13 protein-coding genes are annotated in these 22,527 nt (G+C 45.3%); all 13 read left to right on the forward strand.

The window, feature by feature from the left end:
* Positions 1 to 13: 13 nt before the first annotated feature.
* Positions 14 to 3,445, forward strand: coding sequence for a discoidin domain-containing protein (locus AC58P7_RS00280; protein WP_497339375.1), 3,432 nt, complete (start codon positions 14 to 16; stop codon positions 3,443 to 3,445).
* A gap of 114 nt (positions 3,446 to 3,559) precedes the next feature.
* On the forward strand, positions 3,560 to 5,878 hold the full coding sequence (locus AC58P7_RS00285) for a glycoside hydrolase family 95 protein (RefSeq protein ID WP_497339376.1): 2,319 nt from the start codon (positions 3,560 to 3,562) through the stop codon (positions 5,876 to 5,878).
* Positions 5,879 to 5,949: 71 nt separating this feature from the next.
* Positions 5,950 to 6,231, forward strand: coding sequence for a hypothetical protein (locus tag AC58P7_RS00290; protein WP_497339377.1), 282 nt, complete (start codon positions 5,950 to 5,952; stop codon positions 6,229 to 6,231).
* A gap of 562 nt (positions 6,232 to 6,793) precedes the next feature.
* Entirely contained in the window at positions 6,794 to 7,252 is a 459-nt protein-coding gene (locus AC58P7_RS00295; protein ID WP_497339378.1) for a spore germination protein, read from the forward strand.
* A 453-nt stretch (positions 7,253 to 7,705) separates the two neighbouring features.
* Positions 7,706 to 8,938, forward strand: coding sequence for an alpha-L-fucosidase (locus tag AC58P7_RS00300; protein ID WP_497339379.1), 1,233 nt, complete (start codon positions 7,706 to 7,708; stop codon positions 8,936 to 8,938).
* A 106-nt stretch (positions 8,939 to 9,044) separates the two neighbouring features.
* Positions 9,045 to 11,441 (forward strand): glycoside hydrolase family 95 protein, encoded by a 2,397-nt coding sequence (locus tag AC58P7_RS00305; RefSeq protein ID WP_497339380.1) that lies wholly within the window; start codon positions 9,045 to 9,047, stop codon positions 11,439 to 11,441.
* A 252-nt stretch (positions 11,442 to 11,693) separates the two neighbouring features.
* Positions 11,694 to 13,943, forward strand: a complete 2,250-nt coding sequence (locus tag AC58P7_RS00310; RefSeq protein ID WP_497339381.1) for a helix-turn-helix domain-containing protein — start codon at positions 11,694 to 11,696, stop codon at positions 13,941 to 13,943.
* A 242-nt stretch (positions 13,944 to 14,185) separates the two neighbouring features.
* On the forward strand, positions 14,186 to 15,802 hold the full coding sequence (locus AC58P7_RS00315; protein WP_497339382.1) for an extracellular solute-binding protein: 1,617 nt from the start codon (positions 14,186 to 14,188) through the stop codon (positions 15,800 to 15,802).
* Positions 15,803 to 15,843: 41 nt separating this feature from the next.
* Positions 15,844 to 16,791 carry an ABC transporter permease gene (locus tag AC58P7_RS00320; protein WP_497339934.1) on the forward strand — a complete coding sequence of 316 codons (948 nt, stop codon included), beginning with the start codon at positions 15,844 to 15,846 and terminating at the stop codon, positions 16,789 to 16,791.
* Positions 16,792 to 16,818: 27 nt separating this feature from the next.
* On the forward strand, positions 16,819 to 17,691 hold the full coding sequence (locus AC58P7_RS00325) for a carbohydrate ABC transporter permease (protein ID WP_497339383.1): 873 nt from the start codon (positions 16,819 to 16,821) through the stop codon (positions 17,689 to 17,691).
* 260 nt (positions 17,692 to 17,951) lie between these two features.
* The gene (locus AC58P7_RS00330) at positions 17,952 to 19,610 is read left to right on the forward strand and encodes a hypothetical protein (protein ID WP_497339384.1); all 1,659 of its coding nucleotides are present in this window, start codon (positions 17,952 to 17,954) and stop codon (positions 19,608 to 19,610) included.
* Between the two features lie 40 nt (positions 19,611 to 19,650).
* Complete coding sequence (locus tag AC58P7_RS00335) at positions 19,651 to 21,939, forward strand: glycoside hydrolase family 88/105 protein (RefSeq protein ID WP_497339385.1); 2,289 nt, start codon at positions 19,651 to 19,653, stop codon at positions 21,937 to 21,939.
* A gap of 129 nt (positions 21,940 to 22,068) precedes the next feature.
* Positions 22,069 to 22,503, forward strand: a complete 435-nt coding sequence (locus tag AC58P7_RS00340; protein WP_497339386.1) for a MarR family winged helix-turn-helix transcriptional regulator — start codon at positions 22,069 to 22,071, stop codon at positions 22,501 to 22,503.
* Positions 22,504 to 22,527: the final 24 nt, after the last annotated feature.

A 22,527-nucleotide genomic window follows, 5' to 3' on the forward strand; every position in this document is an offset into this window, starting at 1 on the left:
GCGGAGGTTAATTATGTCTAAAAGAATATTAAAGAATACAGGTTTTTATTTATTAATGTTAGTATTTCTATTACCTAATCTATTGATAGGAATTACGGTTAATCCGGCCAATACTCAGGCTTCGGAGATAAACAATGCCTATGAAGCGGAAGCACCGGGAAATACGTTGCAGAATGGGGCCGGAATAGGAGATTGCGCGAGTTGTTCGGGCGGGAAAAAGGTAAATAACCTTGGGAACGGCGCTGTAATCATTAACCATGTTAATGTTCCCACCAGCGGCACTTATAAAATGAACGTTTATTATATTGTTGGGGATAACGCCCGCTCGTTTTATTATACGGTCAATAATAATGGAGATGTCGTAAATCTGACAACACCCTCTACAGGTTCATGGAGTACGGTAGGATCGGTTACAACGAATGTGGCCCTCGCAGCAGGAGATAACACGATCAAGTTTGATAAGGCGGGGGGATATGCGCCGGATTTGGATCGAATAACGATTTCCATCGAACCGGTGTCGGATCCGGGAGGGAATCCAAGTGAACCTGTTGTATACCCCAATAGTCATTTTGTTAATATCATCAATGGAAATGTGAAAATAGAATATGATCTTAACAACGGAGTAGCCAATTATTATGCAAACGGCGTTAAAAAAATAGCTAACTTTTATGCAAGCGTCCAGTTGGATAACGATATAACAAGCAAGGATTATACGACTAGAACAGTTTCAACTTCTGGTAATGAAACGACAATTACACTTGAAGGCAGCGGGCTGCCTACAATGAAGCAGCACTTTTATATGGTTAACGCGGATTACTTCGATACGCTTGTAGAGGTGAGTGGCGCTAACTTAAGTACGAACAGGATTGCGCCGATCGTAGTGGATCCTACAGGAAATGTAGATATAGGTCAATATTCAAATGTCAGGGCGTTATGGGTTCCATACGATAACGATGCTTGGGTCAGCTACAACGCAATGTCGATCAATAACACGGCAACAAGCAACGAAGTAACTGCCTTCTACGACAATACCAGCAGGAATGGATTGGTTATTGGGTCGGTTGTGCACGATACATGGAAAACCGGCATTACCTATAATGGTGTTGGCAATAAGCTAATCAATCTTAATGTGTTTGGCGGAAATACGAATATAGATGCGACCCGCGATGTCATGCCTCATGGCAAGGTTACCGGGAACGCGATAAAGTCTCCAAAGGTATTTGTCGGGTATTTCATGGATTGGCGGAATGGAATGGAAACCTATGCCAATGAAAATACAGCTCATGCTCCAAAGTTCACTTGGAACGGAGGCGTACCTTTTGGATGGAATAGCTGGGGAGGGCTCGGGACGAAGTTAAGTTATACGAAGGCCACGGCTGCATCAAACTTTATTAAGAAAGGGCTAATGAATGACAACTTTAGCAATAACGACACTGCTTACATAAATCTTGATTCGTATTGGACTAACTTTACTGATGCGCAATTGAGCAATTTTGTATCTACCGTCCATAATAATGGCCAGAAGGCTGGAATTTACTGGGGACCTTTTGTGTATTGGGGTTCGGACCTAAATTCGCAGGTTGAGGGAACGAATTATAAGTATAGTGATATTGTTATGCGAAAGAGCGACGGAACACCTATATCGCTTGGCGGGGCCTTTGCCCTCGACCCGACACATCCTGGAACGATCAAAATGAATAATCTCAAATTTGCATACTTCAAAAGTAAAGGTTTTGAATATATCAAATTGGATTTTCTAACCCATGGTTCACTTGAGGGCGGTTCGAACGATGGCGTACATTACGATCCATCTGTTCAAACGGGTATTCAGGCATACAATAAAGCCATGCAAACGATTAAAGACCAAATTAACGGGTCAATGTTCATAAGCCTATCTATTGCACCTTTGTTCCCGTACCAATATGGCCAGGCGAGAAGGATTGCTACGGATACCTATGGGAAAGTGAGCGAGACGCAATATACCTTGAACTCCGTATCCTATGGGTGGTGGATGAATGAAAAATTATACAATTATAATGATCCAGATGGTATGGTGCTCTACAAGAGTTATTCCGGGGCAATATACAGCGATACCGACAACAAAACGAGAGTCAACGGCGCTGCCATTACCGGAACTATTTTCTTGAACAACGATGATTTAAGTGATGTAAATGCGCAAAACAGGGCATCGGCATACCTGACAAATCCAAACATTAATAATCTGGCAAAAAGAGGGAAGTCGTTCAGACCTGTTGAGGGCAATACAGGGGTTGGGGCAGCAGATACGTTTACGCTTGATGACAGCGGAGAGCATTATATCGCCGTCTTTAATTATGATACAAATTCAAGCGCCGCAAAAACCGTAGATTTATCAAGGGCCGGTTTAAAAGGTAATACGAATTATACCGTAACGGATTTATGGACCAACGCCACAACAAGTGCGACTGGATCACTTAGCTTAACGCTTAATCCGGGAGAATCGACAATCGTCAAGCTGGATGAGACAAGCGAGAATACAACATTAAGCGGTATAACAATGGATGGTGCGGCACTTAAGGGATTTGCGGTTGATGCGACAAACTATACGATTGTGCTCCCTTACGGTACAACGAAAGAACCAAAGATTAAAGCAACAACTGTAAACAACCGAGCTAAAGCTAAAGAAAAGAAAGCAAAAAGCTTGCCAGGAACAGCAACAATAGACGTAACCTCAGAAAGCGGAAAGACTACAAAAACCTATTCAATCCATTTTGCTGTTGTGCCGGAAGCTAGGACAGAGGCATCATTAGCTGATTTAACAGTAAATGGAGAGACGATAACCGGATTCTCTGGAGCTATAGAAAACTACGACATAGAATTACCTTTTGGAACGACTATCGTTCCAAAAGTGGCCGCAACAGTAAAAGCTGAGAATCAAGCTAAAGCAGTGGTGACACCAGCTGTAAGCTTGCCAGGTACAACATCAGTCGTGGTTACCGCATTAGATGGCGTTACAACAAAGACTTATACAATCCATTTCACCGTTAGTCAAAATATACCGCAATCCCAGATGACTGCCACTGCAACAAGCGCGCAAGAGACTTGGACACCGGCTTCAAACGCTATTGACGGCGATCCGGGAACGCTGTGGCATACATCATGGAGTCCATATGATAATCTGCCACAGTCTATAACGCTAAAGCTTGGAGGTTCCTACAATATCAGCAGCTTAAAGTACCTTCCAAGAAGTGATGGCCCGAACGGGATTATTACTGATTACAATATCTATGTAAGCAATGATGGTTTAAACTTCACGTTGGTTGCTCATGGCAATTGGGATAATAATGCGTTACTTAAGACAGCTACTTTTACACCTGTAACAGCGCAATGTGTTAAGCTTGAAGCTTTGGCTGGGGTGAATGGGTATGCTTCGGCAGCAGAAATTAATGTTGGGGTAGGGCAGTAAAATTTGATTTGGATCACGTTATATAAAGAAGTGAGAGCTATCTCGAAGACAAGTTACTTTGTTTTAGAGATAGTTCATTTTTTATTAAATATGGGATAACGGAGGTAGTTCGGAATGAATGAAATGAAACTATGGTACACCAAAGGCGCGAAGGAATGGTCGGAAGGGCTGCCGATCGGCAACGGAAGACTGGCCGCAATGGTCTATGGTGGAGCGGAGGATGAGACATGGAACATAACGGAACTGACTTACTGGTCTGGGAAAAGGGAAGCTGTCACCAGTATCTCTTCCGGAAAAGAAGATTTAGCAAGGCTCAGGCAGCATTTTTTCGAAGGGGATTACGAAGCGGGTGAACGGTTGGCTGGTGAACTCCTCGAGCCGGTCAAAGGAAACTTCGGCACGAATCTACCGATGTGCGATGTACTGCTGCACTTCGGGCATCTGGAAGAGAATATTGCCCGCCAGTTGAGCATTGATAATGCGATCGTGACGACATCCTATAAAGTTAACGGAGCCAATCTGCATCGCGAAATGTTCGCTTCTCACGAAGATGGTATCATCGCCTGCCGGATATGGAGCGAGCTTCAGGATGGTGTATCTTTCTCCCTCCGTTTAGAAGGGAAAACGGAACGCTTCGAAAGCTGGAATGAGACAACTGTCACGTTGGCATTCCGGGGACAAGCCGCAGAGAGTGTTCACAGCGACGGCGAATGCGGTGTACGTTGCCAAGGGAATGTCGGCGTACGGGTTAAGGGCGGGCAAATAACGGGCGAATCAGGCAGCCTTGTCATTGAAAAGGCGAATGATGCCATTATATACTTCAGTGTTTCTACGGATTACGGCCAATCTGACGATAGTTGGCTGAGCGAAAGCTACAGACAGCTGGAGAAAGCAGAAGCCAAAGGATATCCGCAGCTCAAAGCAGATCATATCGCGGATTACCGCAAATTGTACGAACGTGTCAGAATGGATTTCGGTGACTCCAGTCACAGTGAGCTACCGACGGATGCCAGAATTAAGCTATTAGCGGAAGGGTACGACGAAGACCCTCATCTGTATTCGCTTTTTTTCCAATATGGCCGGTATTTGACCATCTGCGGTGCACGGGAAGATTCTCCGCTTCCATTGAACTTGCAGGGAATTTGGAATGATAACCAAGCTTGCCGGATGGGCTGGACGTGTGACTATCACCTTGATATTAATACCGAGATGAATTATTACCCGACGGAGATTACGAATTTGTCGGAAAGCCATCTTCCGTTGATGAGGTATATCGAGCGTTTATCGCAGGGGGGGAGGTCGGCGGCAATAGATTTTTATGGTTGTGAAGGCTGGGTCGCGCATACTGTCTCCAATGCATGGGAGTTCTCAGCGCCGGCGTGGCAGACATCTTGGGGACTGAATGTGACTGGTGGACTCTGGATAGCCGGTCAGCTTCGCGACCATTACGAATTCTCGTTAGATGATGAGTTTCTTAAAGAAATGGGCTATCCGATATTAAAGGAAGCAGCGCTTTTTTTCCTGGATTATATGACAATTCATCCGAGTTATGGTTGGCTGGTTACCGGTCCGTCAATTTCTCCTGAGAATACCTTTTTTGCGAACGAGGGGACGAAGGTGCACCGCACTTTGTCTATGGGAACGACTTTGGATCAGGTGCTCGTAAGCGATTTGTTCGAATTCTGTTTGGCAGCGGCAGAGAGGCTGCAAAGAGATGAAGAGCTGCAAATTAAACTTAAGAAGGCGATTGAACTGTTGCCTCCGCTCCAAATTGGCAAAAAAGGACAGCTGCAGGAGTGGTTGGAGGATTACGAAGAAGCTCAGCCGGAGCACCGCCACTTGTCTCACTTGCACAGCCTGTTTCCGGGTTACCGAATCACCCCACAGGATACACCGGCGTTAAGCAAAGCAGCTCGGATTACGCTGGAGGCACGGAAGTCCAGCGACAATCATGAGGATATCGAATTTACGGCAGCGGCTTTTGCAGGATGCTTTTCTAGGCTGCACGACGGAGACCGTGCTTACGAGCAAATCTCTCATTTGATTGGAGAGCTTTGCTATCCCAATCTTCTTACCTACTCGAAACCGGGAATCGCAGGGGCTGAGACCAAAATCTATGTCGCGGACGGTAATTACGGAGGAACCGCAGTCATCGCAGACATGCTTCTTCAAAGCCATGCAGGAGTGCTCCATCTGCTGCCTGCGCTTCCATCAAATTGGGCTTCCGGAAAGTTTGCCGGTTTGAGAGCAAGAGGAGCTTTGGAAGTCGATGTTATTTGGTTGGATGGTCATATTACAGAAGCAACCGTAAAAGCCTTTACCACTGGACGCACAATATTGCGTTATCGCGACCGAACGGTCAGCTTTGAGTATAAAGCCGGCCATATCTATCACATCAATGAAGAGCTGCAGATACAGGGAGGACTTCAATGAGAATCATTCATGCTGAATCATTCCTCTACCGTGTGCCGCCAAGCATGCCGTGAATTGACTCGACGCATGTCGTGTCAGGAATTGAATTTATTGAAATTAGGATCAAGACTGACAATGGCCTAGAAAGCATCGGAATCAGCTACACGGTAGGCGTTGGCGGAACGGCGATCAAATCGCTTATCGACGATTACGTCATCAACTCTTTGATTGGAAGAGACCCGTCCCGGTACGAGGAAATCTGGCAGGATCTCAACAGGCAACTGCATCGGTGTGGCGATGGCATCACATCGCTTGCGCTGGTGTATACCGTTTTTCGTACAATAGATCGTTTAAAGGGAAACATGTTTAGATAGATTGCATTGAATAATGGAAATATCCCATAGGATACGAGAAATCCGGCATAATCTACACCTTTGGTAAAATACCCATATAAGTCGTATCTGAAATCGAGAAAAGCATCGGCAGATTGATCTGATAGGGATACAATGAGGCAATCTTAACCAAAAGCGGGATTTATTTTGATTATGCATTATGATGAATAATTATACAAAGTTGAATTTGCGGATAATCTCAACAACTATGACAATTACGGCATCTTTGAGAAGTCGCAAATGGTTTGATTCTCACCAATTATGAAAACGACCCTTGATAAATCTACATATTCCGTCGATTATTTCTCACTATTTATGACGCCACACATTTTTTTTCGGAGCATTTTGGTATTTTTACGGTATCGATTCGAGATTCATTGATGCCGTTGCGTGTCCTCCGATTCCTTCGCTTTACTGAACAAATTTCCATTCTTATTTAAGAAGCCGGGAGAAGACCTGAACAAGGTGACTCTGCCGGCTTCTTTCTCTTACGAAAAAATCTCCACTTTCGCGTCTGTCGGAATAAAATAAGGGATTATTGATAATGCCCAGCAATAATGTCCCCAAACTAGAAAATAACGAAAAGACGCTGAAGGAAATGCTATCACAAAGCTCCGACTTCAAATCGAGTGATTTCACTGTCGGTGACCGCCATTACCGACTTTTTTATTTAGATACAATGATCAATTTTGCCGTGGTGCAAGACCATATTATTCGCCCTTTGCTTCATCACACGGACGACGCCAGCATCCGCGAATCCGTGTCCATTCTGGATTACAGCGAGACTGATATTCTTTCGACTGGAGTGAAAGCGCTGGTTAAAGGGAAGACGGTGCTCCAAATCGATGGCGAAGCGAAGCTCTATTTGCTTGGAACAGAGTTGAAAAAAGAACGCTCGGTCAACATTCCGGTGAACGAACGCGTGGTGCAAAGACTTTCCGCGATTGTCAATCGTACCGCATTTCGACGTACAGATCTTGAACTCGGATGCCGATTAACTTAGAGGGATATTTCTTAGCGCCCGCCGCAATTACGAATGAAAAAGCTAGTTGATAGAAGAGAAAGTTCTATTAAAGAAGCCACTCCATGATCAGGAGTGGCTTCGTATTTATAGCCACTCATCTACGTTGAAACAAAACTCGAACAATTATCCTATTTCACTTTGACCTTCGAGTCCTTAATTGTTTAATTATTCGTGGTGTTTTATAGTTTCGTCATTTCTCAGAGCGATGCAATGCGGCGTGATCAGTAAATCAAATAAATTAATTTCCCCCACGGTTGCGCTAAAATGACATTGTTCGACAAGTATGTACGAGCCAAATTCATCCTGCCACTTACCTCTCTCATGAAAATAGCTTACTTTTGTGCAAATACTTCATATTATTATACATTCATATTCCGGTTTCCACATCTTACAATGAAGGTAAATCACATATTTTGAGAGGGGATTATAACGATGAATCACACTGTACTAGCCAAACCGACAGGGCAACAGCATAAATGGCAAGATATGGAATTAGGGATGTTTTGTCATTTTGGCATCAATACATTTTGTGATCAGGAGTGGGGGGAAGGAACCGATTCGCCGGAGTTGTTCAACCCAACTCAGTTTGATGCTCTGCAGTGGGTCCGCGCCGCAAAACAAGCAGGGTTTGCTTATTTCATTTTAACCGCCAAGCACCATGATGGCTTCTGCTTATGGCCGACGAAAACGACCGACTATTCCGTAAAATCGAGCCCTTGGAGAAATGGAGAAGGCGATGTGGTTCGTGAGGTTGTTGATGCGTGCGAACAGGAGGGCATCCGTTTCGGATTATATGTATCGCCGTGGGACCGACATGAGCCTTGTTACCAAGACAAGGAGGCTTATGACGATTTTTACGCCGCACAGCTTACTGAACTGCTTACGCAGTACGGCCCGCTTATGGAAGTTTGGTTCGATGGAGCCGGTTCGCATGGCAGGGAATACGATTGGAGACGCATCATCGGACTCGTAAATCAATATCAGCCGGATGCCATGATTTTCAATATGGGAGCGCCAACGATTCGGTGGGTAGGCAATGAGGATGGCGTCGCGCCGTATCCGTGTTGGAACACGGCTGAATCGGCCAAGCTTAGCATGTACACGAACGATATGGCGACATGGTTGCCGGAGACTCCGGCATGGGTGCCTGCCGAGTGCGATGTGCCTATCCGAAAAGATCGCTGGTTCTGGCATCCGAATGACGAACACACACTTCGGTCGCTGGACAACTTACTCGATATTTATTATCGTTCTGTTGGACATGGCTGCACACTTTTGCTAAATCTGGCTCCCGATAACAGGGGCCTCTTGCCTGAGGTGGACGTTAACCGTTTGATTGAATTCACTGACGAAATCAAGAGAAGATTCTCGAACCCGATTGCTAGAACGGATGGAGAGGGAGATACAATATACCTTTCGTTTGAAGCAGAAACCGATGTCAATCATGTGATTTTAATGGAAGCAAATGCCGACGGCGAACGCGTTCGCGCTTACGTGCTCGAGGCAGAGCAGCAAGGGCAATGGATAGAACTGGTTAAAGGAAGCGCTATAGGCCACAAAAAGATTGACCGATTCGAAACCATCCGCACCAAGCAACTGCGGCTTCGCGTGGAGGCTAGCATAGAGAAAGCTTTGATACGTAGTTTTGCAGCTTATTATTGTTGATCATGTGTCAGAGAAAACCTTGGTAAAATTTTAATTATTGGATAGCTGCCTGCTTAGTAAGTTTACAATGAATTCTCATAAAAAGTAATCGAAGGGATGAGGCGAAATGAGATTGTTTTATCAAAGTCCGGCAAAGGAATGGACTGACGCGCTGCCAATTGGCAACGGTCGAATGGGCGCCATGATTTTCGGCGGAATCGAAGTTGAAAAAATTCAATTAAACGAAGATACGCTCTGGTCGGGGGGACCGAAGAATTGGAATAACCCTCGTGCCAAAGAAGTGCTGCCGGAGGTGCGTCGTCTCTTGGCAGAAGGCAAGTATTTGGAGGCCGACCAATTGTGTAAGGAGATGTTGGGGCCGTACACGCAATCATATTTGCCGTTAGGCGATATCTCCATTGTATTTGAGCATGGGGACATCGCGCATTCCTATCACCGAGAGCTGGATTTGCAGGAAGGCGTATCCCGCGTCGAGTACAAGGTTGGTAACGTTCTGTATACGCGAGAGATGTTCGCTTCCTATCCCAGTCAGGTTATTGCTGTGCGTCTGCAGTCCAGCCAAGTCGGATCGCTAAATTTTACCGCGCGTCTGGATAGCCTGCTGCGTGTTAGTATGCTTCAAGAGAACGGTCATTGGATCATGCGTGGCAAGGCACCGTTGCAGGTGGCCCCAAGCTATTATCGTGTTGACCAACCGATCGTATACGAAGATCAAGAGGATGGAGAGGCGATGTCTTTCGAAGGTCGGCTCGCGGTTGTTACGGACGACGGATACGTGCATGCAGACCAAGCCGGTTTGCATGTTCGCGGAGCCACAAGTGTGACGCTTTACTTCAGTGCGGCCACGAGCTTTAACGGCTTTAATCGTTCGCCTGGCAAAGAGGGCAAGAATCCGGGAATGATCACGGAAGCATATCTGTCAGAGGCAATGCAACATTCTTATCGTGAGCTTCGCGACAGTCATGTCAACGACTATCGCAGCTTGTTCGATCGAGTCAGCATTCATCTGGGGCAGACGATCAGCCCTGCAGACCAGCCGACAGACAAACGGATTTCAGAGTTTGGGGCTCAGGATCCGGGCTTAGTAGAGCTATTATTTCAGTATGGTCGCTATTTGATGATCGCCAGCTCGCGCGTGGGCACGCAGCCAACTAACCTGCAGGGTATTTGGAATAAAGAGACACGGCCACCGTGGAGCAGCAATTATACATTGAACATCAATACCGAGATGAACTATTGGCCTGCAGAAACCTGCAATCTACCTGAATGCCATCAGCCACTGCTCGAATTTATCGGAAATTTGTCGGTTAACGGAAAGACTACCGCGGAGATCAATTACGGCGCTCGCGGATGGACGGCGCATCACAACTCGGACATTTGGGCTCAGAGCGCACCCGTAGGCGATTATGGACACGGCGACCCGGTTTGGGCGTACTGGCCAATGGGCGGCGTCTGGCTTTGCCAGCATCTGTGGGAGCATTACGCGTTTGGCAGAGATAAGGCGTATCTAAGCGAGAAGGCGTATCCGATTATGAAGGAGGCCGCTCTGTTTTGTTTGGATTGGCTGATTCTGGATCAGGATGGATATCTTGTCACAGCCCCATCCACGTCGCCGGAACATAAATTTGTCGCTAGCGACGGTAAGAACGCTTCTGTAAGCACAGCATCGACGATGGACTTATCATTGATCTGGGAATTGTTTACGAATTGCCTCGAAGCGGCTGAAGTTCTAAGTGTTGATGAGGCTTTCAGGTCCGAGCTCAAGTTGGCGAGAAGTAGGCTGCTCCCGCTGAAAATTGGACGGCACGGCCAGCTTCAGGAATGGTATCGGGACTTCGAGGAAGAGGACTTGAATCACCGTCACGTCTCTCATTTGTTCGGGGTGTATCCGGGCAGCCAAATGAATGAGGAGGTCACGCCCGATTTGTTCACGGCGGCGCGAACGTCTTTAGAGCGGCGCGGGGACGAGGGGACAGGCTGGAGTCTCGGTTGGAAAATCGGCTTATGGGCCCGTTTCCAAGACGGCGATCGCGCGCTGCTGCTTATCTCCAACATGTTGCAACTCGTGAAGTCAGACGACTGGAAACCGCAGAAAGGCGGCGTTTATGCCAATTTGTTTGGTGCGCACCCGCCTTTCCAAATTGACGGCAATTTTGCCGCTACAGCCGGCATTTCGGAATTGCTGCTGCAGTCGCATAAAGGGTTTCTGCACTTGTTGCCAGCGCTTCCCGAAACGTGGACTTCCGGTAATGTAAACGGGTTGCGGGCGCGCGGAGGGTTCACGGTCAGTCTGCAGTGGGACAGAGGCTGTCTGAGCGAAGCGGGGATCGTTTCTTTGAACGGCGAACTGTGTACGGTTTATTCTCAAATGCCGGTGCATGTGTTAGATGAGGACGGCCGCGAAGTTACATTTACTTCAGCGGAACGCTCAGGTTGCATTACGTTCGCAACTTTTGTGGGATCCAGGTACAAGATCGTACCGAAATCGCGATCCACTGATTGACAAATAGTTACTGTCACTGAAGCAGTTTGTCTGAGGTTTACGTGCTTGAGGCAAAGGCGAACTCCCCTGAGAGGAATGGGGGGAGTTCGCCTTTTTTGTCACCTTAGCCGAAGCGCAGTTTAAATTCTGTTTTATAGAGCTCATTTTTGTTGAAGATCTATGATAAACTCGAAATAACAGTTCTCAGCCAGAGAAGATGCTTGCTCTGATGAGAGTAGATAACATACCAATCGCAAAAAGGTAGTGATTCCATTGAAAAAAACGTGGTTTAATCGGTTATTGATCTCCTATGTTCCGATATTTTTCATTACGATTACGGTGATCATCTTTATATCCGTTTCGATCATCAGCGAAATTTCCATTAAAGAAACGGAAAAAGCCAATCGCATTTTTACCAATTATGTAACGGATTCGATGGACAGGTCATTGCGCGGCATAGAACGATTGATGTTAGAAAATATGGGCAACAATAGCAAAATAAATGATTTCTTTAAGACGGCTAATTATGAAGATCAAAGAATTTTCAATTATGAGGTATCGCAGGAACTCAGTAAGATCATGGGCGATAATTTGATGATTGATTCCATTTATATGTATAGAAATGTTGATCAAACGGTGATCTCCAATAATCTAATTGAAAAAATCGATAATTTTGAAGACAAGAATTTCATTCTCCAAGCCTACCAACAGCCTACAAGCGTTCAGTGGTCCCCAGTAAGAAGCTATGCCCAATTCCCGAGGTGGGATTCCACCTATAAAGTCATATCCATGAGCAAGAAAGCGCCACTGCCGTTCGGTAACCAAGGCTTAGTCGTTGTGAATGTCAAAGTGGACTCGCTCTTAAACGTCGTCGATGAAATGATCAACAAAGACATTACATTTATGCAGATATGGAGCGGCAAAGAAGAGCAGGTTTATCCGAAACCTCAAAGCTTACCTGAAGGCAACGCTCAAGCTAAGACCTCGCAAGGCAAGGTGGGTACGGAGTTCTATTCCTCCTATATCGGTTGGAATTTCATTAGTGGCCTGAATGCAGGAAAATATTTCAGTTGGGTTTCTTTCTTATCACGTATATGGCTTGGTATCGGTATTGCGACCATTCTATTTAGTATTGCTTATATCGTTTATATCACGAGAAGAAACTATAAGCCGATTGAAATCTTAATGGAACAAATTAAGTCATATCAGCATCGAAACGAAGCCAAAGGCAAAGGGAATGATGAATTTTCCTTTATCGGGAAGGTACTAGGGAATTTAATTGACCAAACCCAAGTGTATGAGAAGCAATACCAGGAAGATCTTTTGATTAGAAAAAAACAGTTCTTTCTGGAGCTTATTGAAGGGGGACATGCAATTTCCGTGGAGGATTGGCGGAAGTATATGAGCCGGTTCAACCTTCAAAGAGAGTTTAGTCATCTGTCGCTTGCCGTTATAGAAATTGATCAATATGCTTTCTTCCAACAGGCCTATAATTCAACCGACCAAAACCTACTGAAATTTGGCATGACCAATGTTTTGAACGAGTTTAGCTTCAATGCGGAACAGCCCCTTTGGTTGGAATGGATTTCTGGACAGAGGCTGGCTGTGCTTTTTATCTCCGATGAAGATAGCGAAAAATTCAATGAAAAGACCGTTACCATCCTCGATAAATTCCGAACTTGGATTGCGGTGAATCTGAAGCACTCCCTTACAATCGGTTTGGGTGGTTCTGTTAACCAATTAAGCAAGGTTCCCAGTCTATTTGAATCGGCTATCACTGCATTGCAGTATAAAATGTCGTTAGGGATCAATCAAGTGATCAGCTACGAGGAAGTGTTAGGGAGAACTTCAAACGATACTTCTAAATATGTGCAGATGATCAATGCGATGGTTCAAGATTTCCGCATCACAAACCCATCTTGGGAAACGGTGCTAGAACAAATATTCGATCAATTGGAGCAGGAAGTGCTCAAAGAAGCTGATATCCAGTTTGTATTGACTTACATGTTGCGGATCTTCAATAAAGAAATGGGGGAACTGCCAATGGAGGCTGCCCATGTATGGACGGAACAAGCGCATCCGGCTCTACTGAGCACGTTGGAATTATCCGAAACCATCGAGGAAATCAGACCAAACTTTATTCGTGAGCTTAAGGAATCGTTTCAAAATTATTTAGCGACCCGTGAATCCAGCACCCATCATATCTTGGTCAATAAGATTCGCAAATATATCGAGAATAACTATGCTAATCCGGATTTGTCACTAAATCACATTAGCGATACGTTTGCGGTTAACGGTAAATATGCGAGCCAATTGTTCAAGGAAGAATTCGGGATGAAGTTTGTGGATTTCTTGGTGAACTTGCGTATGGAGCATGCCAAGGCCTTGCTGCTGCAAACCGATGAATCGATCAATGATATTGCCATGAGCGTAGGGTATATTCATGCCATTTCCTTTGGCAGGACCTTTAAGAAGGTGGTCGGAGTTACGCCCGGTGACTTTCGCAAATATATGAGTACTTAGTGATAAATCCCTTTGAAATCAAGCCTTTTTCGGTGTAATTTAAGTGGTTAAAGATAAAATGTTTATGATCTGAATATTGTTGGTTGCCCCATTTTTGGCTTTTCTGAGTATTGTATAAGCCGCTGAATTTTGTAGATTGCTCCTACAGTCACTGCCACTGTATAACTAGGTTACAGCCGGTGGCGGTGATAATGAAATGCTGCTGGCGGACAGTAACTTACAAGTAGAGGGAGTTGGTATTGTTGAAAAAGAAAGCGCTTAAAAAAGCAGCATTTTCAGTTTTGGCAACAACGATGGCAATCAGCGTGTTGGCCGGATGTACGAGTAAAGCAGGGCAATCAACAGCAACAGAGACAGCAAAAGCAACAGCGGCGCCAAGTGCGACAAAAGCGAAAGATCCAGTAACTATTAAAGTCGAGGTATTTGATCGAGGCAATTCTCCTGCAGGCACGTCGGTAACAAATAACTACTTAACCAATTTGGTCAAGGACAATTTTACGACAAAAACAAACATTAGTGTTGAGTATGTGCCAGTACCCCGTTCGCAAGAGGTAGAGAAGTTAAATATTTTGATGGCGAGCGGTGATTCTCCGGATATCGTCTTTACTTATGATGTCAATACCGTCTATAAGTATGTGCAGCAAGGCGGATTAATGGATCTTGCTAAAGTGATCGATGCAAACGGTACTGACCTCAAAAACTTCTTGGGCAAGGATACGCTGGCTGCTGGTGTATTTGATAACGGGCAATATGCTATTCCAGCTAGAAGGGTTTATTTAGGCAAATATTCCTCTATGATTCGCCAGGATTGGTTAGAAAAATTAGGTCTTCCAATGCCGAAAACAACGGATGAAGTTTACAACGCGTTGAAAGCGTTTAAAGAAAAGGATCCGGGTGCAACTGGCGGAAAAACGATTCCACTCGGATTTTCCTTGACACCGGCTTCTTACGAGCCGATCCTTTATTCCTTCTTGAAGAAAGCAACGGATGAGCAAAGATATACATTAGCTCAATCATTAGCACGCGATAATATGCTTCTGCTGCCTGGGCACAAAGAAGGCGTTCAATTCTTGAATAAGCTTTATAATGAAGGTTTGATGAGCCCTGACTTCGCATTGGATAAGGATTGGAAGAAAATGCAGCAGGATATTATGACAGGTAAAGTTGGCATGTACAGTGAAGATGCTGCAAGAACTTATGGTACGGCACCAGATGTGATTGGTGTTTTACATCAAACGATCCCTACAGCCAAAATTACACCGGTTGATCCTTATACGAATGAAGAAGGCAAGCATGCGAAACCTTCCTATATACCGTCAGGGATGTATATTATGGTTCCGAAAGCAAGCAAGCATGCTGCAGAAGCCGTACAGTATTTGAATTGGATGGCTCAGAAAGATTCGATGATGCAAATGGTTTACGGCGTTGAAGGCAAAAACTATAAGATGATCGATGGTGTGCCTTTTGTTGAAATTAACGATGATACGAAAAAGAGCTTTTACAACGCAGGTGATATGATGATTATTTCGAATGGCTTTGACCTTGGCGACCCGGACAAAACCATGAAAGGGATGGCAACAGGGGTCCCAGAAGCGCTAAGAGCAGATGCAACCCTATCCAGGAAGTATGGTTTACAGGATGGCTTGCCGCCGCTTCGCTTCGATCATCCGATTGCAGCCGAAGTGAAATACGGGAAGGCGTTAGCTGATAAATATGATGAAATTCTGGTGAAATCCATCCTTGCTAAGCCTGCAGATTTCAGCAAGGTTTACGATGATATGGTGAAAGACTACATGGCTAACGGCGGAGACGAAGTCTTGAAAGAAAGAACAGCTGCCTTTAAAGCAATGAAGAAATAATCGAGCATAGGTAGATTTCATGCATGAAGGCCATGGCTTTCATGCATGAAACTTTTACATTGGATGCGAGGAAGGTGAAACCATTGAAAGGTTCTTTGCGGTATTTGAATAGATATTGGCAGCTCTACATCATGCTGGTACTACCTGTATCATTCTTTATTATTTTTAAATATGGACCGATGTATGGCGTAACGATTGCTTTTAAAGATTTTAATTTCTTTAAAGGGATCAATCACAGTCCTTGGGTTGGATTTCAAACCTTTAAAGAGATTTTTAAAATGCACGATTTTTATACGTCGCTTCGAAATACATTTATGCTTAACTTTCTGGATTTGATCTTTTCATTTCCGGCACCTATTCTTTTGGCAGTCATGCTGAATGAGCTGAAGACCGTTTGGTTTAAGAAATTATCGCAAACGATTCTCTATTTGCCGCATTTTATATCCTGGATTATTATTGGCGGGATTGTTACGCAAGTTTTTGCAACGAAAACCGGTCTAGCCAATGAGTTTCTTGGCCATTTTGGCATACACGAAATTCCTTTTTTATCTAATAAATACTATTGGCTGGTCACTTATTTATTCACAGGGGTATGGCAAAGCGCAGGCTGGGGAACGATTATTTATCTCGCAGCGCTAACAGGAATTAATAAAGACCTTTACGAAGCTGCAGAGGTTGACGGCGCGGACCGATTCAAGAAAATCTGGCATATTACGCTTCCGGGGATTAAACCGACCATTATTATTTTGTTAGTTCTTAAATTAGGCGAAATGGTGTCAATCGGGTTTGATCGTCCTTTCGTTATTGGAAATATTCAGGTACGTGAATTTGCAGATGTATTAAGTACGTTCGTATATCGAATGGGATTGCAAAACGGAGATTATTCTGTTGCGACTGCGGTTGGTTTCTTTCAAGCAGTTGTCGGCCTGGTTTTCATCTTGACTTCCAACTACATTTCCAAAAAAACGACGGACCAAGGTATTATCTAATCGATGTTCCATGAAAGGAGCCATCTTGTGAACGCAAAAGCTAAATATCAATTTTTTGATTACACGAATCTTGTAGTTCTTCTCCTATTTCTCGGGTTAAGTTTAATTCCATTTTTTCATATTATCGCCATTTCATTAAGCTCTAATGCGCCGATTCTGACTGGAGCTGTCACTATTTTCCCAATTAATGTGAGCTATGAAGCCTATTTGAGAGTTTTTAAAGATGCAGCCATGATTAAATCTCTTGGATTTACAATTAGTTTGACGGTGCTATTCACGGCGTTCTGTATGCTGATGACCGTTATGGCAGCCTTTCCCTTAACAAAGACAAAACTTAAAGGCAGAAAAATAATCATGTATATGATTGTTTTTACGATGTTCTTTAGCGGAGGCATCATTCCAGAATATATTCTGGTCAAGCAATTACATTTGTTGAATAGCATTTGGTCCTTGGTTTTGCCGGGGCTGATTAACCCGTTTTATTTAATTATTTTGATTTCATTTTTCAATTCGCTTCCCCCGAGCTTAGAGGAATCCGCTGAAATTGACGGAAGCAGCTTCTTTGGAACGTTGTTTCGCATTGTTCTGCCTTTATCGACGCCTATTCTGGCTACTTTAAGCTTATTTTATGCGGTTAATCGTTGGAATGGTTTTCAGGATACGTTGTTTTATATTACGAACCCGGAACTCTATCCGCTGCAATTAAAGTTGTATCAGCTAATCGTGAATAGTATGATGACCGATCAAATGCAAATGGAAGGAACTCAAATTGCGCAATTTTTGCCGGAAAGCTTGAAAGCTGCGAGCATTATGTTTGCTACGGTACCGATTCTGATCGTGTATCCATGGCTGCAAAAATATTTCGTTTCTGGCATTATGCTGGGATCTGTCAAAGGGTAGGGTTATTCCGGGAATGGATGAAATGAAATCGTCGATAAGGCTCCGCTCAAAGTCTACGAATTGAAAGCGGCTTGCCAGTCTGCTGAAATAGATGAAAGTCACTCTTTAATCATGAAGAAGATAGCAGCACTCCAAGGAAACGAGAGGTAAATCGTATGTATACTCATTTAGTGAAATGCAATGATACATGGACAAAATCTGCATTGGAGAGACAAGTAACGGATCCCAAGAGCAGATTCCTAGGAGGGATCATTGATGCTATGAGCGGTGTAGCGAGACCTAACCATGTCGGCTCTGCGGCTGTGCTCACGTATTGGATCCCTGCGCTGATCAATCCGGATTCCGAGTATTATCACGATGTGATGCTTCTTGCGGCCATAGATCGTGCTTCCGATTTCATGCTCAATCGCCAGCATGCTGATGGTACCATATCACTCGGTTCGACCAATTTCAATTCTCCCCCGGATACGGCATTTGTTGTAGGCGTCATTGCACCGGTGTATAAGCTGCTGCAGCGCCATGACTGGCAGGAAACGAAGCCAGTAGCTGCCAAGCTGAAGCTATTTCTAGAACGTACCCTTCCACCAATGCTCACAGGGGGCTGCCATACCCCTAATCATCGTTGGGTGATAACCGCAGCGCTTGCGTTTCTGTATGAGATTTTTGGGCTGCAGGAGCTTGTTGAGAGGGCAGATGCGTGGCTGGCTGAAGGCATGGACATCACGGAGGATGGCGAATGGACTGAGCGCAGCAACGGCATTTATAATTGCGTTAGTGATATTGCTTTATACCATGCGGCCATGTTGCTTCATCGTCCGGGGCTGCTTCAATATGTACGGCGCAATTTGCGCATGATGATGTACTTGGTGCATCCTTCGGGAGAAGTAGTCACCGATTACTCGGGTCGTCAAGATTTCGGTCAGAATGCTGACCTGTCGGGTTATTTTTTGGTGTATCGTTTAATGGCGGCGCTGGATGGCGATCCATATTTTGCTGCGATGTCTGACTATGCAGGAAGCTTTATCACCGCGAATAGCAGAGGCAATAGTGCCATGATGGGTTATTTGTTATTCCCTGAGATCCATATTACCGATTTGGAAAGGGCGCCATTGCCTGACAACTATGTCAAAATTCTCAACAAGAATCATCCGATCCATGAGCATTTGAAGCAAGTGGAATCGGTCGGCCATCATTCGCGAATTCAGCACAGCAACATGCACTTTGCATTTGGAACGAGAATTGTGCGAATTCGTGATCGGGAAAACAGTGTAACCATAATGACGAGAACGCCGTCTTTCTTCTCGATGCGGCATGGTAAGGTGCGTTTGCTCGGGGTTAAGCTGTCTACCTCTTTTTCACCTGGCATTGTCGCTTTCAATGAATTCTCAATCATTGATGGCGGTTACAAGCTTGCCACTACATTAGAGAAAGGCTACAACGGACCGATTCCTAGTCATCTGTTACCGGATTCGGCAAAGGGAGCTGGGGCTAGTCCCTGGTACTTGCTGCCACATCAACACCGCCCGATGACGCATCTTCAGAAGCATAGGCTTGAAGTGGAACTTAAGCAAAGCGATGCCGCCTGGACGATTCAACTGAATTCGGATGATCGCGAAGATGTGTACACGCAGCTAACTTTTATATTAGGGGAAGAGGGCTCGATCAGCGGAAATGATGTGCACGATGCAGGCGGAGATAAATATATCTTGAAAAATGGAGCTTTCCGCTACACAGTTGGTGATGATGCTATTGAAATCGATGGAGGCGCTTATGATCACTGGCTTCCAATGGTCAGGGAAGACCAGCATCCGAGCGGCTGTAAATATGTGCATGTAAACTTACTAACACCGTTTAATAAGACATTAACGATACGAATGCTCGGAACTCACGCCGCAGGCAGCGGAATTCCCCATACTTAGTGATTGAACCGTAATTTTGAAATAGGGAGGATGAGAGGGTTTGACTAGTTATATGGAAGAAATGGACAGCTCCCGGTACCGGTTTGGGAGTGATGATCGAGGGATTTTGACCCTGCTTGCTGATCGATATATCGGTGCCAACCCTGCTGCTCCTTTTACCTATAGGGCTTTCCATCAATCCGGAATTGTTCAGAATTCTGAAGGTATGTACAGGATCAACTTGGATGAAAAGCTTCCCCATGCTGAGGTCGGCCAATATGCCTATGCATACGGTTTAGTATGGAGCGATAGCGAAAGAAATCTGGAGATAGGGATTAGCTGTCTGGGTCCGTTGCGCTTTTATTTTAACAGCGAGCAAACGTACCGCTCTAATGTGATTGATGAAATTAAGCCGGATTCAAAGGTGAAGCTCAATTTGGATTTTCGCAAAGGCTGGAATACGCTCTTCATCCAGATGAGGAAAACTCCGGCTGGTTTCGGCTGTTTGATCGGTGCCGAGGAAGCTAAGGTTCGGATCTTGAACGTGCTTGCTCCTTTTCAAGAGAGAAAAGGGCAAGCGGGCTGGGTCTTCTCCGAGGCTGTAGACGAGGATGTGTATGCGGGAGGGGTGTTCCCCGATCCGCATAAGTCTGAAACGCTGTGCAGAGTGAAGTGGTTACCGCGTACAGAGTGGAGCCAAGAGGAGCGAGGTATGCTGGCTTGTGAGCGCTTGTTTGGCGTTCAGCCAGGGAAAGTGGCTTACGCTTGGTGTAAGGTTGTTATTCCTGGAGTGGCTGAGCAGTTATGCCGTTTGGAGGGCACGTCTGCAGGGCCAATAACCGTGTGGATCAATGATCAGCAGGTGCTTACCGTTGATCAAGCAGGGGAGTTCCAAGCGAAGCTGGACCTGCCTTCGGGTGAGCAGGATTTGCTGGTCAAGAGCGAGAGTGGAGCCGAGAATTGGGGCTTTGAGTTGAGGATAGCCACCGCAGTCCCAGATTTAGGTGAAAATGTAGGTGTACTTGCAGGTAGAGGTGGAGAATTGACTGGAGCTAAAGGAACGTTGTGCCGATTCCTTCAGCCTTATAGCGTGCATGGCTACTTAGAGCCATGGCTTTATTTGGGACCCCTGGATGCAGCGGCCGTAAGTAATCCTTCAGATGTGAAGTCGATGTCCCGTTTGTTCGAAGATGGACCGAAGAAACGATATTGGCGAGTGGATGCTCCAGACGCGTGGGTGCGTCCTTATTACGAGAATGCCATGCTCAGCAACAAATGGACTACAAGCGGAGTAACAAATTTTGGGCGATGGGATTATCCACTTGGTGTAACCATGTACGGTCTCTTGCAAGCAGGCAGACAATTAGAACGTCCGGATATGGTCAACTATGCCGTTGCACATATTAAGGCATGCACCGATATGTACGAATACTCACTGTGGGATCGACAAGAATACGGCTTTCCCGCCATCAATCAGCAGTTGGTAATGATGCGCATGCTTGACAATTGCGGTTCCTTCGGCTCAGCGATGCTTGAAGCTTACATGGAAGGCGAGGAGATGAGCTTCCTCGCGATTGCAGAGCATATTGCCGATTTTATGATGAACAGGCTAGAGCGCAAGGAAGATGGAGCTTTCTACCGAGAATGCTTCGGAGATTATTCGGAGAACACCATGTGGGCAGATGACCTCTACATGAGCACGCCTTTCTTGCGAAGATATTCCAGGATCACTGGAAACGGCGAATACTTGGACGAAGCGGCTAAGCAGTTCCTTTTGTTCAAGAAATATTTGTACATGCCGGAACAGAAAATCATGTCGCATGTATTTGATTTTAAATACGGTCAAGCGACTCAGATTCCATGGGGGCGCGGAAACGGCTGGAGCATCTTCTCCTTATCGGAGCTTCTGGAGGTATTGCCGCTGGAGCATCCAGAACGACCGGAGCTAATTTCATTCTTCAACCAGCTGTCTGAGGGTTATGCCGCACTTCAGGGCGAGAACGGCTTGTGGCATCAGGTGCTAACTCATCCAGATGCTTACCAGGAAGCCTCCTGCACAGCGATGTTTGCCTTTGCCTTCTCCAGAGGCGTTCGCTTCGGCTGGCTGGACGAACCAGATCGTTACATTCGCGCCGCAATTCGCGCTTGGGAAGGCTTGACGCAGCATGCGATTGACCGTCACGGTAACGTGCATGGCGTATGCAGCGGCTCTCGGTATTCTTTTACCGCAGAATATTATAAAGAGGATTTGTTAACCGTCGTGAATGATAATCACGGTATTGGAATCATGATGCTGGCGGGGACAGAAGTGCTCAAGCTCATGGAGTGGCAGCGAAAATCGAAAACATAGTATCGTTAAACCTTATAAGCCTCGTAAGAGGTTTTTTGTCTTGAAAGTGGTTGAACCTCTATTCTAGGGATTGACAATGAAATTCATGTAACGGATAATGTTAGTACCCTAACAAGATGAGGTGGTACGATGAGACTGCCAAAGACGATCGGCTTTGAGATTAAGATACTGTCGAACTTAATCAAGAGGAGTCTAGATGATGGCATTTTAGAAAATGGAGAAGACAAATTGACGAGTATGCAAATCTGGGTTATTAGCTACATCTTGGCGAGTGAGGACCGGGCGGTGTTTCAAAGAGACATCGAAAGGGACTTTAACATCCGTCGCGCAACAGTCACTGGCGTCTTGCAGCTGATGGAACGAAACGGACTAATTATTCGGAAACCAGTGGAGTATGATGCTAGGCTGAAGATGCTTTCTTTGACGCCTAAAGCGCTAGCATTTCACGAACGTGCTGTTCAACAAATGGTGGATTTCGAAAAAAAGCTGTGTCGGGGATTAAGCGAGGAGGAAATCGCTTCGTTCTACGAGATCGCAGAGAAACTAAGGAGAAACCTCGAGTAAGAGGTTTTCATAACCAATTAGTTA

The organism is Paenibacillus sp. J22FR5 (assembly GCF_059691975.1).

Excerpts from the sequence above, each read along its gene's own strand:
- AC58P7_RS00280 (WP_497339375.1), top strand. The coding sequence starts at position 14 with ATGTCTAAAAGAATATTAAAGAATACAGGTTTTTATTTATTAATGTTA.
- AC58P7_RS00285 (WP_497339376.1), top strand. The coding sequence starts at position 3,560 with ATGAATGAAATGAAACTATGGTACACCAAAGGCGCGAAGGAATGGTCG.
- AC58P7_RS00295 (WP_497339378.1), top strand. The coding sequence starts at position 6,794 with ATGCCCAGCAATAATGTCCCCAAACTAGAAAATAACGAAAAGACGCTG.
- AC58P7_RS00300 (WP_497339379.1), top strand. The coding sequence starts at position 7,706 with ATGAATCACACTGTACTAGCCAAACCGACAGGGCAACAGCATAAATGG.
- AC58P7_RS00305 (WP_497339380.1), top strand. The coding sequence starts at position 9,045 with ATGAGATTGTTTTATCAAAGTCCGGCAAAGGAATGGACTGACGCGCTG.
- AC58P7_RS00320 (WP_497339934.1), top strand. The coding sequence starts at position 15,844 with ATGCATGAAACTTTTACATTGGATGCGAGGAAGGTGAAACCATTGAAA.
- AC58P7_RS00330 (WP_497339384.1), top strand. The coding sequence starts at position 17,952 with ATGAGCGGTGTAGCGAGACCTAACCATGTCGGCTCTGCGGCTGTGCTC.
- AC58P7_RS00340 (WP_497339386.1), top strand. The coding sequence starts at position 22,069 with ATGAGACTGCCAAAGACGATCGGCTTTGAGATTAAGATACTGTCGAAC.